Annotated in this window: 16 protein-coding genes; 9 read left to right on the forward strand and 7 right to left on the reverse strand. The window is 69.8% G+C overall.

Translation table 11 applies throughout. The features are described from left to right. Positions 1-376 precede the first annotated feature (376 nt). Positions 377-1,258 (forward strand): hypothetical protein, encoded by an 882-nt coding sequence (locus HUW62_RS37325; protein ID WP_163867584.1) that lies wholly within the window; start codon positions 377-379, stop codon positions 1,256-1,258. A 38-nt stretch (positions 1,259-1,296) separates the two neighbouring features. Here the strand turns inward: HUW62_RS37325 and HUW62_RS37330 are convergent, their stop codons facing one another. Further along, positions 1,297-2,193 carry a DMT family transporter gene (locus tag HUW62_RS37330; protein ID WP_163867583.1) on the reverse strand — a complete coding sequence of 299 codons (897 nt, stop codon included), beginning with the start codon at positions 2,191-2,193 and terminating at the stop codon, positions 1,297-1,299. A gap of 126 nt (positions 2,194-2,319) precedes the next feature. Here HUW62_RS37330 and HUW62_RS37335 point away from each other — a divergent pair, with 126 nt between their 5' ends. The 5 genes from HUW62_RS37335 (at position 2,320) to HUW62_RS37355 (ending at position 6,865) form a co-directional block, all read left to right on the forward strand. Next, entirely contained in the window at positions 2,320-3,243 is a 924-nt protein-coding gene (locus HUW62_RS37335) for a LysR substrate-binding domain-containing protein (protein WP_176437132.1), read from the forward strand. A gap of 10 nt (positions 3,244-3,253) precedes the next feature. Beyond that, on the forward strand, positions 3,254-4,786 hold the full coding sequence (locus HUW62_RS37340) for an aldehyde dehydrogenase family protein (RefSeq protein ID WP_176437133.1): 1,533 nt from the start codon (positions 3,254-3,256) through the stop codon (positions 4,784-4,786). Between the two features lie 85 nt (positions 4,787-4,871). After that, positions 4,872-5,486 carry a PH domain-containing protein gene (locus HUW62_RS37345; RefSeq protein ID WP_163867580.1) on the forward strand — a complete coding sequence of 205 codons (615 nt, stop codon included), beginning with the start codon at positions 4,872-4,874 and terminating at the stop codon, positions 5,484-5,486. Between the two features lie 282 nt (positions 5,487-5,768). Further along, positions 5,769-5,987 carry a hypothetical protein gene (locus HUW62_RS37350; RefSeq protein ID WP_163867579.1) on the forward strand — a complete coding sequence of 73 codons (219 nt, stop codon included), beginning with the start codon at positions 5,769-5,771 and terminating at the stop codon, positions 5,985-5,987. Then, on the forward strand, positions 5,984-6,865 hold the full coding sequence (locus HUW62_RS37355) for a hypothetical protein (protein WP_163867578.1): 882 nt from the start codon (positions 5,984-5,986) through the stop codon (positions 6,863-6,865). The genes HUW62_RS37350 and HUW62_RS37355 overlap by 4 nt, the downstream gene beginning before the upstream one ends. 48 nt (positions 6,866-6,913) lie before the next feature. Here the strand turns inward: HUW62_RS37355 and HUW62_RS37360 are convergent, their stop codons facing one another. The 4 genes from HUW62_RS37360 to HUW62_RS37375 all read right to left on the reverse strand — a co-directional run bounded on the left by HUW62_RS37360 (position 6,914) and on the right by HUW62_RS37375 (position 11,618). After that, a complete protein-coding gene (locus tag HUW62_RS37360; RefSeq protein ID WP_163867577.1) occupies positions 6,914-8,344 on the reverse strand; it encodes a glycoside hydrolase family 43 protein in 1,431 nt (476 codons plus the stop codon). A 99-nt stretch (positions 8,345-8,443) separates the two neighbouring features. Next, positions 8,444-8,713 (reverse strand): DUF2277 domain-containing protein, encoded by a 270-nt coding sequence (locus tag HUW62_RS37365; protein WP_163867576.1) that lies wholly within the window; start codon positions 8,711-8,713, stop codon positions 8,444-8,446. A 139-nt stretch (positions 8,714-8,852) separates the two neighbouring features. After that, entirely contained in the window at positions 8,853-10,124 is a 1,272-nt protein-coding gene (locus tag HUW62_RS37370) for an RNA polymerase sigma factor (RefSeq protein WP_163867575.1), read from the reverse strand. Positions 10,125-10,283: 159 nt separating this feature from the next. After that, on the reverse strand, positions 10,284-11,618 hold the full coding sequence (locus HUW62_RS37375) for a replication-associated recombination protein A (RefSeq protein ID WP_163867574.1): 1,335 nt from the start codon (positions 11,616-11,618) through the stop codon (positions 10,284-10,286). Between the two features lie 267 nt (positions 11,619-11,885). Here HUW62_RS37375 and HUW62_RS37380 point away from each other — a divergent pair, with 267 nt between their 5' ends. Both HUW62_RS37380 and poxB read left to right on the forward strand, forming a co-directional pair. Then, the gene (locus HUW62_RS37380; RefSeq protein WP_163867573.1) at positions 11,886-12,242 is read left to right on the forward strand and encodes a YciI family protein; all 357 of its coding nucleotides are present in this window, start codon (positions 11,886-11,888) and stop codon (positions 12,240-12,242) included. A gap of 116 nt (positions 12,243-12,358) precedes the next feature. Continuing rightward, complete coding sequence (poxB, locus tag HUW62_RS37385) at positions 12,359-14,086, forward strand: ubiquinone-dependent pyruvate dehydrogenase (protein WP_163867572.1); 1,728 nt, start codon at positions 12,359-12,361, stop codon at positions 14,084-14,086. A gap of 5 nt (positions 14,087-14,091) precedes the next feature. Here the strand turns inward: poxB and HUW62_RS37390 are convergent, their stop codons facing one another. Beyond that, the gene (locus HUW62_RS37390) at positions 14,092-14,553 is read right to left on the reverse strand and encodes a 2,4'-dihydroxyacetophenone dioxygenase family protein (protein ID WP_176437134.1); all 462 of its coding nucleotides are present in this window, start codon (positions 14,551-14,553) and stop codon (positions 14,092-14,094) included. A gap of 112 nt (positions 14,554-14,665) precedes the next feature. Between HUW62_RS37390 and HUW62_RS37395 the strand changes: the two genes are divergently transcribed. Continuing rightward, on the forward strand, positions 14,666-16,093 hold the full coding sequence (locus HUW62_RS37395) for a PLP-dependent aminotransferase family protein (RefSeq protein WP_176437135.1): 1,428 nt from the start codon (positions 14,666-14,668) through the stop codon (positions 16,091-16,093). 23 nt (positions 16,094-16,116) lie between these two features. On the opposite strand, the gene HUW62_RS37400 is transcribed toward HUW62_RS37395, so the two are convergent. Then, on the reverse strand, positions 16,117-16,500 hold the full coding sequence (locus tag HUW62_RS37400) for a VOC family protein (protein ID WP_163867569.1): 384 nt from the start codon (positions 16,498-16,500) through the stop codon (positions 16,117-16,119). Positions 16,501-16,580: the final 80 nt, after the last annotated feature.

Below are 16,580 nucleotides of genomic sequence, written 5' to 3' on the forward strand. Positions count from 1 at the left end.
CCCCCGGATAGGAGCCTCGACCCAGGTCCGGGTCCGGCACCTCGATGCGCACCCTGCCCTCTCCCGCGAGCGTCTCCTTCAGGTGGCGCAGGATGAGGACGAGCGGCTCGTCATGGAAGCGGCGCGGGGGGACAGGGACTTCGGTGGGGCGGGCCATCTCCCCGCCAGACTACCCCCTCGCATGGGAAGCGCGAAGGCTCGCGCAATGACAATGCGACGCCCCTCCTCGTCGCAATCCCATACACCAGGCCCTGTCGAGCCTCGGGCCCCTGAAACACGGCGCGACATGTCCACTGTCTGACTTCTCCGCATGACGCACGCGCTCGACGAAGCGCGCATTGACGACGACACGGACTTTCCATTATTTCCGATTGATATGCGAAAACTGATTTTCACGAGTCTCGGTTTCCTGCTGTGCACGACCGCCGCCTGTGGAGGCGCCAGCTCCCTCGACGGCGGGGACACGGAGGGAGCGCTGTCGACGCGGGAGCAGGCGGCCTTCTCCGGGGTGAATGGCGGCTACTGCCTGGTGAGCGGCTACAACTGCAAGCTGCAGGTGAACGGAGGCAACCGCGTCCCCACCAACGACCCGGCGGACGACAACTGGGGCCTTACGACAGGGGTTCCCATCCGGGACGGCAACGGCACCGTGGTGGGGACGAACACGCGCACCAGCGCCGCCTTCAACTACGGGCAGACGCGCACGTTCGCCGGAGAGCCGTACGCCTTCGCGGTGTCGACGTCCAACTCGAGCGCGGGGTGGCTGCCCATCTCCAGCATCCTGGGCCGCACGTCCTTCGAGCAGAAGGTCGGCCACGTCTCCGCCCTGGGCGCGGGACTGGACAAGCTGGGCTGCTACGCCGTGCGCAACTCACATGACCCGGTGCTGGAGCTCAAGAAGGTCGTCTACGACAGCGACGCGACGCACGAGCGCGCCGGAGACTACCTGCCGCTGGTGCGCGCCAACGGGCAGCGCTCGGTCAACCTCGTCTTCAACGTCCCGGGCATGGCCCTGGGCGGACCGGCGGTGGACCACTTCCCCGCGGGCACCAAGTTCCAGCGCCTGGACGTGCCCACGGAGCATGGCGTTCCCTCCATCGACATCCCCCTCTGGGTCCAGGACAGCGCGGGCCGCTATCGCCAGCAGTCGGGGGAGATGAAGTTCCTGTATGGCTATGTCATCGCGGCCACCACCGGAACCAAGCGCAACGGGTGGATGGCCTACGACGCGCTCCAGGTCAGCTCCGGCTGTCCCTGAGCCGAGCCACTCCGAGCCGGGCCGGCGGAGCCCTTCCCTCAGGAGGGCTTCCGCTGGCTCAGCGCGACGCTGCCCAGGATGAGCGTGCCCGCGGCGGCCATGGTGAGCGTCACCGGCTCGTCCAGCAGCACCCACGCCCAGGCCACGCCGAACAGCGGCAGCAGGTACGTCACGGTGACGGCGCGGGGCGCGCCAATCCGCTGGATGAGCCGGTAGTACAGCGCATACCCCGCCCCGGTGCAGAGCACGCCGAGCGCGACGGCCGACAACCAGGACACGCCCCGGATGGGCTGGGACGGCCAGGAGGCCACGGCGAACGGCAACGTCAGCAGCGCGGCGCAGCCCAGCGTGGCCGCGGCGACCGCGCCCGCCGGCAGGCCCGTGAGGTGCCTCTTCACCAGGTTCGCCGAGACGCCGTAGAAGAAGGCCGCGGACACGCCCGCCGCCACCGCGAGGCCAGGGCTGCTTCCGGCGATCTTGCCGCTGGCGAGCACCACCACGCCGGCGAAGCCCATGACGAGCGCCACCGCCCGCCGTCCGCCGATGCGCTCGCCGTAGAAGAGGAAGGCCACCAGCGCGGTGAAGAGCACCGTCATGCTGTTGGCGATGGCGCTGATGCCCGCGGGCGCACGCTGCGCGGCCCAGGCGAAGAGGGCGAAGGGCGCCGCCGCGTTGAGCGCGCCCACCAGCGCCAGCTTCGGCCAGAGCGAGGGCGTGAAGGCCGCGCGGTGGCGCAAGAGGAAGGGCATCAGCACGAGCGCCCCCAGCACCAGCCGCACCGAGACGAGCGGCAGGGCCCCGAAGTCAGGCGCGGCGATGCGCATGAACATGAAGGAGGAGCCCCAGATGGCCCCCAGCAACCCCAACTCCAGCGGGGTGAGCCAGGCGCCGGACAGGGCGGGAACGACGGGACGGACAAGAGCGGGAGAGTTCATCGGACGGTCCACCAGGGTGACGCAAGGCACGAATCTGACGCCGGTCTGCCCTCTTTCTGCTCCCGGCCCCCTCCTGTCACAACCTCATGGTTTTGAGGGCAGCCACAAATATGATTTGAGGCTCGCATGCCCCTTCCCTCGGCCTGGCTCCCGGCCCTGGCGGCCTTCGAGGCGGCCGCGCGCCACCAGAACTTCGCCCATGCGGCGGAGGAGCTGCACCTGACGGCCAGCGCGGTCAGCCACCACGTGCGCAAGCTGGAGGGACTGCTCGGCGTCACCCTCTTCGAGCGGCATGCGCGCGGCGTGTCCCTGACGATGGAGGGCCGTCAGCTCGCCGACGCCGCGGGGGGCGCGCTGGCGGACATCGACGACGTGGTGCGCGAGCTGGGAGACACCCGGGAGGAGCGCCACCGCGTGCGCCTCACCACCATGCACTCGCTGGCCCACACCTGGCTGCTGCCGCGCCTGCCGGACTTCGCATCGGCCCACCCGCACGTGCGCATCCGCGTCGACACGGAGATGGCGCTGACGCGCTTCGACGAGGGAGGGCCTGACGTGGGCATCCGCTATGGCCTGGGTCACTGGCCGGGGATGACCGCCCATCACCTGATGCCGGACGCCATGTTCCCGGTGGCGTCCCCGGACCTGCCCGGGGTCGAGCACGTGTCGGCCCCGGCGGACATCCAGAAGCTGCCGCTCGTGGGGGACCTGGCGCGGCAGTCGTGGCAGGACTGGTTCCGCGCCGCCGGGGTGCACGGCGCGCGCATCGACGTGCGCCACGAGTTCAGCGACACCACCAACGCGCTGCTCGCCTCCGCGCGTGGACTGGGCGCGGCGCTCGCGCGCGACAAGGTCTCCGAGCCCTTCCTCGCCAACGGGAGTCTCGTCCGACTGCCCGGTCCTCCGCTGCCCACGCGCTACTCCTACTTCGTCGTCTACCCATCCCACCGTCGGCTCCGGGCCGCGGCGCGGACCTTCGTGGACTGGGTGCTCACGCAGCCGGGCCGCCCACCCGCGCCACCGGTCGCCAGGAAGCCCCCGACGTTGTAGGAAGTCGCCCATGCTCCACCCCACCCTCGACGCGCTCGGCCTGACCGAGCACAACCCTGGCAGCTATCTCGGTCACGGCGAGTGGGCCGGCTCCGCTTCCGAGCCCGCCCTGGAGGTCTTCAATCCCTCCAATGGCCAGCGCCTGGCGACCGTGTCGTCCGCGAGCGCGGAGGACCAGGAGAAGCTGATGCACGCCGCCGCCCAGGCCTTCGTGGCGTGGCGCGCGCTGCCCGCCCCCCGGCGTGGCGAGGCCATCCGGTTGTGCGGCGAGGCCCTGCGAAAGCACAAGGACGCGCTCGGCTCGCTCGTCGCGCTGGAGATGGGCAAGGTGAAGGCCGAGGGCGACGGCGAGGTGCAGGAGATGATCGACATCGCCGACTTCGCCGTGGGCCAGTCGCGCATGCTCTATGGCCTGACGATGCACTCCGAGCGCCCGGGCCACCGGATGTACGAGCAATGGCATCCGCTGGGCCTGGTGGGCATCATCAGCGCCTTCAACTTCCCCGTGGCCGTCTGGTCCTGGAACGCGTTCATCGCCGCCGTGTGCGGGGACGTGTCCATCTGGAAGCCCTCGCCCAAGACGCCGCTGACGGCCATCGCCTCGACGCGCATCTGCAACGCCGCGCTGAAGGCGGGCGGCTTCCCGGAGGTCTTCTTCCTGCTCAACGCCGCGGGCACCGCGCGCGCCGAGCGCCTGGTGGAGGACCCGCGCGTCGCGCTGGTGAGCTTCACCGGCTCCTCCGCCGTCGGACGCCAGGTGGGCGTGCGCGTGGCACAGCGACTGGGACGGAGCCTGCTGGAGCTGGGCGGCAACAACGCCATCATCGTGGACGCCACCGCCGACCTGAAGCTGGCGATTCCCGCCATCGTCTTCGGCGCGGTGGGCACCGCGGGCCAGCGCTGCACCACCACGCGCCGGCTCTTCGTCCATGAGTCCATCTTCGACGACGTGCTGGGGAAGCTCGCCACCGCGTATGCCCAGGTGGAGACGCGCATCGGCGACCCGCTGGAGCCGGGCACCCTGATGGGCCCGCTCATCGACAAGGCCGCCGTGCAGCGCTTCGAGGCGACCGTGGAACAGGCGCGCGCGGCGGGGGCCCGCATCGTCAGCGGAGGCAAGGCGCTGGAGCGCCCGGGAAACTTCGTGCAACCCACGCTCATCACCAGCGTGAAGCCCACGGATGCATGGGTCCAGACGGAGACCTTCGCGCCCATCCTCTACGTCATGCCGTACCGGACGCTGGACGAGGCCATCACCTTCCAGAACGGCGTGCCCCAGGGCCTGTCGTCGTCCGTGTTCACCCGGGACCTGCAGAGCGCGGAGAAGTTCCTGTCCGCCTCCGGCTCCGACTGCGGCATCGCCAACGTCAACATCGGGACTTCCGGCGCGGAGATTGGCGGCGCCTTCGGTGGCGAGAAGGACACCGGCGGCGGCCGCGAGTCCGGCTCCGACGCGTGGAAGGCATACATGCGGCGGCAGACCAACACCCTGAACTACTCCGACGCGCTGCCCCTGGCGCAGGGCATTCGCTTCGACCTCTGACGGGGCCGTCCCCTATGCTCGCCCGGGGCCCGACACGGGCCACGCGGTTCCACCTCGCTGCACACCACACCCAGGGAGATTCGACATGTTCGGGAAGCTCGCCGCAGACGCGCTCGGCCTCAGTGATATCGGTTCCGTCATCGCCACCGCGGACTACGACAAGGTGGACTCCGACGACTATGTGATGCACGAGGACCAGGAGAAGATCTTCTTCATCATCAAGTCCAAGTCCGACGAGTACTGTTTCACCAACAAGGCGCTCGTCCACCTCGACGGCACCAGCGCCGCCAGCAAGAAGCGCATGCTGCGCCGCTTCACGTACAGCTCCAACCCCATCTCGAACGTCATGCTGGAGACGGCGGGCACCATCGACATGGACGTCGAAATCAAGTTCCGCCTGGGCGCACGGGACTTCTCCATCGACGTGCACAAGAAGCACCTGGAGCAGGTGAAGGACCTCTACAAGGCCCTGTTCCGCATCTCCGAGCTGATGCACGAGAACGAACTGGCGCTCAGCCACGCGAAGACGAGCCTGGAGGTGGCCTCCACCACGCTCGGCCGCGGACAGGCGGGCCCCGCCCCCATCGTCGAGTCCTTCAAGGAACTCAACCAGGCCGCCTTCGCCTGGCTCGCCGGCGCGCAGCAGAAGTACTGGGTGAAGGACTTCGGCTTCGTCTTCGAGCGATACATCAAGGCCTGAGCCGTCCGTCCGTCCGTCCGTCCCACATTGACCGCCGGATGCCTGCTCGGACATCCGGCGGCCGGGCGCAGCACGCGGCGTCCTCACCCCCTACACCTGTTGTCACTCTCAAGACAGGTGCTCTCTGCAATCCAGGTACAACAGGACTCAATCGACGAGAGGCTCGGACGGGCCTCTCGTATGTCTTCGGGATTCGCTCTACCCTGGAACTCCTCACCAGGAGCGTTCGCGATTCTCACCTCGTCCTCCCAGACCGCCCCCACTGGCTGGCACGACATTCTCGTGCGTCACCTCGAACCCCTGCTCGGAGGCTTCACCGCGAAGATGGCCATCCACACGGCGGCGCTGCGCGCGCTGAAGCGCCCGCCGGAGCAGGTCACCCTCCAGGACATCCCGCAACTGCTCGAAGGCCTCAAGCCGATGCTCAACACCTTCATTGGCGCGCTGCACGCCAAGGTCATCCTCGCGGAAATCGCCACCTCGCTGGAGAAGGCGCGATGAGCCCCGCTTCCGCGCGTTCCACCTCCGTCGCGCCGTGGTTCGGCGCCGTCATCGCGCTCCAGTTGGCGCACCTCATCGCCGTCGCGACGGCGGCGCCCGAGCGGGTGGGGCTGGTGCATGACGTCGCGGGCTGGGTGAGCGGCCTGCTCGCCGTCGCCGGCACGTTCGCCGCGGCGAGTTCGTTCGTCTCCGGAGACTACCTGCGCAAGGTGTGGGGCGGGCTCACGGCGGGAGCCGCCCTGTCCCTGGTCAGCGCGGCCTTGCGCAGCTACTGGCTGCACACGGTGCCGGACGTGCCCTTCACGTCCTCGCCGCTTCTGCCCTACCGCATGGTCGCCGTGGTGCTGGCCAACAACGCCACCGTCTACGCGCTCATCCTCCTGGCGATGACCTACCGGAAGTCCGGCCTCCAGCCTCCCTCCAGCCCTCGCACGAAGGCGCTGTGGGCGGCGACGACCCTCGCGGCGCTGGCGGTGGGCATCCCCTCGCTCTTCACGGAGATGCGCAACTTCGCCTCCGGCGCCATCTCCCTGCCCTCGGCGGTCATCAGCGCGGTGTCGACGCTGGCGGACATGACGACCATCTTCCTGGTCGCCCCCATCCTGAGCGTGGCGTACATGCTGCGCGGCGGGAAGCTGGCCTGGGTGTGGTGGGCCATGGGCCTGTCCGGCGCCACGTGGCTGCTCTATGACGCGCGCGTGTGGCTGGCCCCGCTGCTCCCCGGTGACGGGGCGCACGCCGCGGAGCTGCTCCGCACGCTGCGCACGTCCGGGCTCGTGTTGCTGGGCCTCGCGGGCTGGCTGCAGCGCTCCGCCCTGGGGCCCCAGAAGGTCGAGGCCCCCGAGGCCTCGCTCAACACCTCCGCCGGGATGTCCTGACGCCGGAAGGGGGCACGGTGCGCCGTGCCCCCTCCAACCGCCCCGAGGCTACGGCCGGGGACGCGAGCCCGCCGAGGGAGCCTCCGGCACCGCGGGCCAGCCGTCCGGCCAGGTGATGGCATCCACGAGCATGACCCGCGCGGTGTGAGCATTGTTCCACGCGTGGTAGACCATGACCGTGTCGCCTCCTGGTCCATTCACCACGGAGTTGTGGCCCGGCCCCACCCAGCCGCCTCCTGTCGCGAGGATGGGTGAACCCGCCTTGGTGTACGGCCCCAGCGGACTGGTGGCCCGAGCGACTCCCACGGCGTAGGTGCTGTTGTAGTACGCGTTACCACTGTAGAAGAGGTAGTAATAGCCGCCGCGCGCGACGACCCAGGGCGCCTCCACCACGCCGCCCTCCCAGCCGAGGTTGTTGGTGATGAGCGTGCGGCGCGTCCCCACCAGCGACAGGCCGTCCGCTGAGAGCGCCTGGCCGTAGATGGGCGTGGGCTGGCCCACCGCGTTCCCATCCGCCTTCCACACCAGGTACCCCGTCCCCGCGGTGTCCGTGAAGAACGTGGCGTCAATCATCCCCATGCCCGCGTCGTGGATGAGGGGCCTGCCCAAGTCCGTGAAGGGGCCCAGCGCGCTGGTGGACGTGGCGGCGCCGATGGACAGCTTCCCGTCCGTGTGGCGCGCCGTGTAGTAGGCGATGAAGCGGCTGCCCACGCGGTGGATTTCCGGCGCCCAGAAGTCACCGGAGGCCCACGACGGCCGAGTCCCCGAGGGGAAGATGGAGCCCGCGCCCGTCCACGTCACCAGGTCCGTGGAGACGCGCAGCGGGAAGGCGCTGGCCGCGCCGCCGGACGTGCACGCGGCCACATAGCGGGTGCCGTCGTGGATGACGCCCGGGTCCGCGCAGTCCACGGCGACGACGGGGTTCTGGTACAGGCCGCCGCAGCCCGTGTAGCGGAAGGACATGCCGCACGCATTCGCTCCCGAGAAGTAGGGCCCCCAGCCGTTCGACAGCACGGCGTGGGAGTTGGGGGACGCGTTCACACAGGCCCTGTCCCAATACACGCGGCCCCCGACGTCGTCGTACTGCGCGGGGTGGTTCGCCGGATGCAGCCACGCGGCGCCGTATGTGACGCGCGTGGCGCAGGCCCCCGCGCCGGGGCAGGTGGTGTCGAGCGCCATCACACAGCCGTTGTGGCCCGTGAAGTACGGCTTCCAGCCGTTGGAGAGCACGGCGTAGGAGTTGGTGCCCTCGTTGACGCAGACGCCATCCCACGTCACCAGGTCCGCGGCGATGTCATAGCCGGGGTGACCCGCGGAATGAATCCACCGGTCTCCGTAGGTGATGCGCGTGTTGCATGCGAGCGCCCCGGTGGCACTCGCGGGCGCACTGGCTTCAGGCGCCTCCGGACTCCCGCTTCCACAACCCACTTCGAGCAGCGAGGCGACAACCACCACGGACCACCACGAGGACCGCTTCATCGGACGACCTCAGGACGCAAGGGCCAGCCTCGGCCGCATGCGCCGTGTGCACTGCGTGGGAACAGTCGGTCAGCGCTTGCTCGAAGGCGGCGCGGGACTTCAGCCGGCCTCTGCCTTCTTGTAGCGCAGCTTCTTCAGTGCCTCGAACCGCACCCTGTCTCTCGGGGGCGTCGTCGCCACCAGCCCGTCCAGCATCCGCTTCGAGCTTCGGTAGATTTCCTCGACGGCGACCTCGAACGCGTCGGCGTTCTGCTTCGACGGCTTGCGCGTCCCGGCGATCTTCCGGACGAACTGCAAGGCCGCCGCGCGGATGTCGTCATCCGTGGCGGGGGGCGAGAAGTTGAACAGGGGTTTGATGTTCCGGCACATGCGCACAGGGTAGTCCAACTCCCCCGCACGGCGGCCCTGGAGCCACGTCACCCGGGACGAGCGGCTGCTTGCGCACGACGGTCAACGCTTCGGCTCCAGGCGTCGCGGAAGATTTCCGCGAGAGTACGCGTCCTGGCGCTCACGCCTCCTTGCGAGCGCAGGCGGCGGCGCGGTCCAGGAGCAGGGCCTGTTCGCGCACGTTGCGGGTGAGCGTGGCCGCCCGCTCGAACTCCTTCCGGGCTTCGTCGAAGCGGCCCAGCTTGCGCAGCAGGTCTCCGCGCACGCTGGGCAGCAGATGATAGTGGGCGAGCGAGGGCTCCGAGGTCAGCGTGTCCACCACCGCCAGTCCGGCGGCGGGGCCATACGCCATCGACAGCGCCACCGCGCGGTTCAGCTCCACGACGGGCGACGGGGTGAGCCGCCCGAGCACCGCGTACAGCGACGCGATGCGCGCCCAGTCCGTATCCTCTGGCTGACGCGCGCGGGCATGACACGCGGCGAGCGCGGCCTGCAACGCATACGGCCCCTGCGCCCCGCCCAGCTTCTCCGCGCGCTCCAGCGCCGCGAGCCCGCGGCGGATGAGGAGCTGGTCCCAGAGCGCGCGGTTCTGTTCGAGCAGCAGCACGGGCTGACCGTTGGGCCCCACGCGGGCCCGCGAGCGTGACGCTTGAATCTCCATCAGCGCGACGAGCCCGTGGACCTCCGGCTCCTGGGACGCGAGCTCCGCGAGGATGCGTCCTAGCCGCAGCGCGTCCGCGCACAGCTCCGGCCGCATCCAGTCGTCGCCCGCCGTCGCGGAGTAGCCCTCGTTGAAGACGAGGTAGATGACCTCCAGCACCGACGACAGGCGGACCGCGAGCTCCTCGCCCCGGGGCAGCTCGAAGGGCACCTTCTCCTCGGAGAGCGTGCGCTTCGCCCGGACGATGCGCTGGGCGACGGTGGTGGACGGCACCAGGAACGCGCGAGCAATCTCCTCCGTCGTCAGGCCCCCGAGCAGCCGCAGGGTGAGCGCGACGCGGGCCTCCGTCGACAGGATGGGGTGGCAGGCGATGAACATCAGGCGCAGCAGGTCGTCGCCCACCTCGTTGTCGAGCGCCGCGTCCAGGTCCGGCGCGCCGTATTCCTGGTCCGACTCCAACTCGTGGCCCAGCTCCTCGTGCTTGCGCTCGACGCGCTTGCCCCGGCGAAGCTCGTCGATGGCGCGCCGCTTGGCGGTGGCCATCAACCACGCGCCCGGGTTGTCCGGGATGCCTGCCGTGGGCCAGCGCTCCAGCGCGGCAACCAGCGCGTCCTGCGCGAGCTCCTCGGCGAGCCCGACGTCACGCACCATGCGCGTCAGACCGGCGATGAGCCGAGCGGACTCGATTCGCCAGACCGCTTCGATGGCACGATGTTTCTCGGAGACCGTCACGCGGCGGAATAGAGCACCCTCATCCGGCGATGCAAGGACGGCCCGCGCCCGGACGAAGAGAACACTCGCGGGGGCGACAGGTGCCCAACGGCCACAGTGTGCCGTGTGTTGCGAGGGGTGCCCACACCGACCCGCGTCCCGTTGACTTCCGGTCCGTGACTACTCGTCCCGGCTGGCCTTGTCCTCGCGCCACCAGTGGCTCATGCGCTCGTGGACCTCCGCCTCGTAGCCCTCCTTGCTCGGACGGTAGAAGACGGAGCGCTCCAGCGGCGCGGGCAGGTACGTCTGCCCCGGGGCGTAGTGGTCCTTGAAGTCCCAGGGCGGCGTGTAGCCCTTGCCGTGCCCCAGCTCCTTCATCAAATCCGTGGGCGCGTTGCGCAGCGGCAGCGGCGGCGCCGCGTTGGGGTGCTCCTCCAGCGCGGCGAGCGCGGCGTTCATCGCGGCATAGGCGCGGTTGCTCTTGCGCGCGGTGGCCAGCGTGACGACGGCATGCGCGACGAACAGCCGCCCCTCCGGCATGCCCGTGGAGTGGAAGCCCTCCTCGCACGCCCGGACGATGGTGATGGCCTCCGGCATCGCCATGCCCACGTCCTCCACGGCGATGACCTTGAGCCTGCGCCACAGCGACACCACGTCCCCGGTCTGCAGCAGCTTCGCCGCCCAGAAGATGGCGCCCTGCGCGTTGGAGCCCCGGCAGGACTTCTGGAGCGCGCTCAGCAAGTCGTAGTGCTGGTCTCCATCCTTGTCGTGCCGCGAAAGCCCCGTGCCCACCGCCTCGCGCGCCGTGTCCACGGTGATTTCGCCACCGTCCGCCGTCAGCCCCGCGGCCATCTCCAGCGCGCCCAGCGCCTTGCGCACGTCCCCCGCCCCACCCCTCGCCAGCAGCGCGAGCGTGTCCTCGCCCACGTTCAGCTTGCGCTTGCCCAGCCCGCGCTTCTCGTCGGTGAGTGCCCGCTGGAGCGCGCCCTGGATGTCCGCGAGCGTCAGCTCCTGGAGCTGGAAGACACGACACCGGCTGACGAGCGCGGGGCGCACCTCGAAGCTGACGTTCTCCGTCGTCGCGCCCAACAGGACGAACAGGCCGCTCTCCACGTGCGGCAGCGCCTGCTCCTGGACGTTCTTCGCCCAGCGGTGGATTTCGTCGACGAAGAGCACCGTGCGGCGCGAGTACTGGTTGCGCGCGCGCTCGGCCTCCGCCACGACTTCGCGGATGCGCGGAATGCCGTCCGACACGGCCGACAGGATGACCAGCTCCGCGTCGACGCTGGAGGCCAGCATGCGCGCCAGCGTCGTCTTGCCCACGCCGGGCGGTCCCCAGAACAGCGAGGAGACAATCTGCTTGCGCTCCATCAACCGCCGCAGCGGTCCTCCGGGGCCCAGCAGGTGGGACTGACCGATGAACTCATCGGGAGTGCGTGGCCGCATCCTCTCCGCGAGGGGAGCGAAGCGATTCACGTCGACGGAAGCGGAGAAGAGGTCAGGGCCAGCGCTCATCGCCCCGGAAGCTCTCCTCTCCGACGCGCGCGGTCAACCACCGAGGAACACCGTTCGTGTCGCGCGGTCTTCTCTCACCCATGGTGCGGCGGCGGGTCCACACCCGTCGGATACCGGACAGGGAAAAGCGGGCCGGTCCACCCGAATGGAAAACGCACCGTGCGACTGGCGACGAAGCGATGGAGAGCGAGCAACACGCGCGCGGTGGCTCGACGCCGTGTCATGGGGCTGGCGTAAAGTCATGGCTCTCAAAAAGGAGGGAGCGCGATGTCATTCATGCTGCTGATGATGGAGGCCCCGGGGAAGCGCCAGGCCCGGCCAATGGAAGAGGGCCAGGCCGCCTACGCTCGGATGATGGCCTTCCAGGAGAAGCTCCGAACCAATGGCGTGCTCATCACGGGCGAGGCGCTCAAGTCCGACGACAACGCGGTACGCATCGAGAACTACGGCGGCAAGCGCACGGTGAGCGACGGTCCCTTCACCGAGTCGAAGGAAATCATCGGCGGCTTCTTCCTCCTCAACTGCAAGACGCGCGATGAGGCCCTGGAATATGCCCACGCGTGTCCCGCCAGTGAGTGGGGCATCGTCGAGCTGCGCGAAATCGCGAGCAGCTGTTACGAGTAGGCCGTAGCGCCGCCTGGCCGCGGGATTCCCTCCCGCGTCCGGGGCGACCGGCAGAGCGCCTGCATCCTCGCTGACTCGGGTTGTCTGGAGGCCTGGCGCCGCCCAGCTTCATCCCCATGAGTCACTCCAGTGTGGCGGATGCGCTCGTCCAGACGCTCATCGACGCGGGTGCGGAGCGCATCTACGGCGTCGTCGGTGACAGCCTCAATCCCATCACCGACGCCGTGCGCCGCAGCCAGGGCAAGCTGCGCTGGGTCCGCATCCGGCATGAAGAGTCCGGGGCCTTCGCCGCCTCCGCCGAAGCGCAGCTCAGCGGCAAGCTCGCGGTGTGCGCGGGGAGCTGCGGCCCGGGCCACCTGCACCTCATCAACGGGCTCTATGACGCCCACCGCAGCTACGCCCCCGTGCTGGCGCTCGTCTCTCACATCCCCAGCGACCAGATTGGCACCTCCTACTTCCAGGAGACGCACCCGGAGCTGCTCTTCCGCGAGTGCAGCCACTACTGCGAGATGGTCTCCAACCCGAAGCAGACCCCTCGCTTGTTCCGGCTCGCGGCGCAGACGGCGCTGGCGAAAGGCGGCGTGTCCGCCGTGGTACTCCCTGGAGACATCGCCGCGCTCGACGCCGGCGAAGACGTCCCTTCCACCTTCTCCACCATTCCCCCCATGGTGCGTCCGGTCGACGCGGAGCTGGACAAGCTCGCCGCGCTGCTCAACTCGGCCTCGCGGGTGACGGTGTTCTGCGGCAGCGGCTGCAAGGGCGCCCACGCGGAGGTGCTCGCGCTGGCCAAGGTGCTCCAGGCCCCCGTGGGCCATGCGTACCGGGGCAAGGAGTGGGTGGCGTACGACAACCCCTACGACGTGGGCATGACGGGCCTGCTGGGCTACGGCGCCGCGTACGAGGCGATGCACGCGTGCGACGTCCTGCTCCTGCTGGGCACGGACTTCCCCTACGACTCGTTCATGCCCGTGAAGCCCAAGATTGCCCAGGTGGACGTGCGGCCGGAGCATCTGGGACGCCGCTCGCGCCTGGATTTGGGCGTCTGCGGCGACGTCCGGGAGACGCTGCGCGCCCTGCTGCCCCGGCTGGAGCAGAAGGAGGACCGCCGACATCTGGAGAACGCCCTGGAGGAACTGGCCAAGGCGCGCCGCAAGCTGGACTCCCACGTGCGCAACGTCGGCTCGCACCGGCCGCTGCATCCGGAGTTCGTCGCCGCCATGCTCGACGAGGTGGCCGCCGACAACGCCGTCTTCACCGTGGACACAGGCATGTGCAACGTGTGGTCCGCCCGCTACCTGCGCGCGACGGCCGAGCGGCGCATCATCGGCTCCTTCACGCACGGCTCCATGGCCAACGCGCTGCCGCAGGCCATTGGCGCGCAGCTCCTGTACCCGGGCCGACAGGTCATCTCCATGTCCGGAGACGGCGGCTTCGCCATGCTGATGGGCGACTTCCTCACCCTGGCGCAGTACGACTTGCCGGTGAAGGTCGTCATCTTCAACAACAGTTCGCTGGGCATGGTGAAGTTGGAGATGCAGGTGTCGGGCTACCCGGACACGGAGACGGACCTGGTGAACCCGAACTTCGCGAAGCTGGCGGAGGCCATGGGTGTCATGGGGCAGCGCGTGGAGGCCCCCGAGGACGTGCGCGGCGCCTTCGAGCGAGCCCTCTCACACCCGGGGCCCGCCCTGGTCGACGTCGTCACGGATCCGCACGCGCTCTCCATGCCGCCCCGAATCACCGCGAAGCAGGTGGCGGGCTTCGCCCTTGCGATGACCAGGCTCGTCTTCACCGGCGAGGGCGGCGACGTGCTGGACACGGTGGATGCCCAGCTCCACCACTGACGTCCTCATTCCAAGGTGGCCAGGAACTCCGCACCGTTCGCAGCGCACCACTGTCGGTACGTCTCCAGCCGGGCCGCGGAGCCGACGCTCCTGGTGACGCGGCCCTCGGCGTCCAGGTACTCGACGGCGCCGCGCACGTTGATGAGAATCACCACCGGCTCATCACCGATGACCCTCCAACTGTCGGTGTTGCCCGGGGGCTCGTAGACGTAGCCGCCAGGACCCACCACGTCGCCGGTGTCGAGCAGCTCGCGCTTCCCGGAGAGGTTGAAGGCGTGCACCTCCCCCGTGTGTCGGTGGCGGGGAATGACGGTGCCGGGCTCCAGCCGGAAGAGGTACATCCAGCCAGCGTCATCCTTGAAGAAGCGCAGGGGCTTGAAGGAGAGGCCAGGGGGGCCCATCGGCACCCAGGACATGCGCTCGGGGTCGACAGGGAGGGAAGCAAGCAGCGGCGTGGCGTGGCGCATGGGGCGGCTCCAGGGCGCGGTTGAGAAGTGCCCCCAGGGTGCTCCACCCATGGCCCTCCGACAGGTCCAGGTTTGACGAATCTCATTGGGCCAACCTATGGACGGCCCTGGCATGGACCTTCACGTCGACCTCAAGGACCGCAGGGACCTGGCGGGGCAGATATATCGAGGCCTTCGGGCGCAGATGCTCGACGGTCGCCTGCGCGGCGGAGAGCGGGTGCCGCCCACGCGCGAGCTGGCCCGGCGGCTGGGCGTGTCGCGCAACACGGTGAGCGTCGCCTACGAGTGGCTCGCCGCGGAGGGCCTGCTCACGGGACGCACCCGGGCCGGCAGCTTCGTCCAGGCTCCGCCTCGGGAGCATCCCCCCCGAGGCCGGGCCACCGCTGGAGTGAAGCTGCGCCCTCGGGCCATCTGGAGCGAGCTGCGCACCCCTCGCCCGCCCGAGCCCCCTGCCCGCCATGACTTCCGCGTCGGCATCCCCGACGCCACGCTGTTTCCCTTCGAGGCCTGGCGCCGGCTGATGGCGCGGCAGCTGCGCGCCTCGGCGATGACGGCGGCCTACGCGGACCCCTTCGGACACCCCGAGCTGCGCGAGGCCGTGGCGCGCCACATCGGCGTGTCCCGAGGCGTGCGCGCCGACGCCACCGACGTGCTCATCACCCATGGCGCCCAGCAGGCGCTCGACCTCATCGGGCGCGTCCTGCTTGAGCCCGGGGACTGCGTCGCCGTGGAGGAGCCGGGCTACCCACCCGCGCGCCTCCTGTTCCAGTCGCTCGGGGCCCGCGTCGTGCCCGTGCCCGTCGACGCGGAGGGGCTCGACGTGAGCGCGCTGCCGGACGACGCACGGCTCGTCTACGTCACGCCGTCCCACCAGTTTCCGCTCGGCATCGTGATGTCACCGCCGCGAAGGCGCGCGCTGCTCGACTGGGCCCGCCAACGGGACGCGGTGGTCATCGAGGATGACTACGACAGCGAGTTCCGCTTCGGCGGCCGACCACTGGAGACACTCCATTCCCTGGACCGCTCCGGGCGAGTGCTCTACGTCGGCTCGTTCTCCAAGGTGCTGCTCCCCTCGCTGCGCCTGGGCTTCCTCGTCGCGCCGCCGTCTCTCCAGCGGGAGCTGGGCCTGGCGAAGCAGGTGTCGGACTCGCACAGCCAGCTCCCCGCCCAGGCCGTCCTGGCGCGCTTCATCGACAGCGGCATGCTGGCCCGCCACCTGCGCAAGACGCGACGCGAGTACGAGCTCCGGCATGCGCGACTCACCGAAGGGCTCGCGCGCCACTTCGGCTCCGGGCTGCGCCTGCTGCCCTCCGTCGCGGGCCTGCACCTGAGCGCGACCTTCGCGCGGGGCGGCGCACGGCTGGAGAGGACGCTCACCGGGCAGGCGCGAGCCGCGGGCGTTGGCGTGGAGGCGCTCTCCCCCTACTTCGCCGGCACGCCCACGCGCCATGGCTGGGTGCTGGGCTACGGCGCGCTCACGTTGGACGGCATCGACGAGGGGCTCCGCCGCCTGCGCGCCAGTGTCGCCGGAGCGCTTTGAGCCCGCCCCCCCAGCGACGCGGCTCAGTCCCAGACGGTGGGCGGCGGGCCCTTGTCCGGGTGGTGCATCTTGACGACGCAGAAGCGATGGCCCGTGGGCGCCTCCATCACCCACCAGCGTTTCACCCAGCCGATGCGCCGCGCGCCCAGCGCTTCCAGGCGCGCGGCCTCCGCGTCCTGGTCATCCGCCTCGATGTCCAGGTGGACACGCGAGGGGTGGGAGACCTTCTGCAACGCGACGCTCAGCCCCACGGGCGTGTTCTCGAGCCCCACGTATTCGGCGCCGCCCTCGACTTCGAACTCGCCCACGCCGAGGCCCAGCGCCTGACTCCAGAAGGTGGCGGCGGAGCGCACGTCCCCGGTTTCACAATCGATGATGAAGCCCGCGAGTCGGCTGCGGTGCGACATGACGTCCTCCTCATGACGAAAGCCCCTGCAATCTGACGACGCCCCGAGCATCGGTCTACCCCCAAGGCCCGGGCCCCGCT

Origin of the sequence: Myxococcus sp. AM011 (assembly GCF_013372595.1) — a bacterium.
GTDB classification, from domain to species: domain Bacteria; phylum Myxococcota; class Myxococcia; order Myxococcales; family Myxococcaceae; genus Myxococcus; species Myxococcus eversor.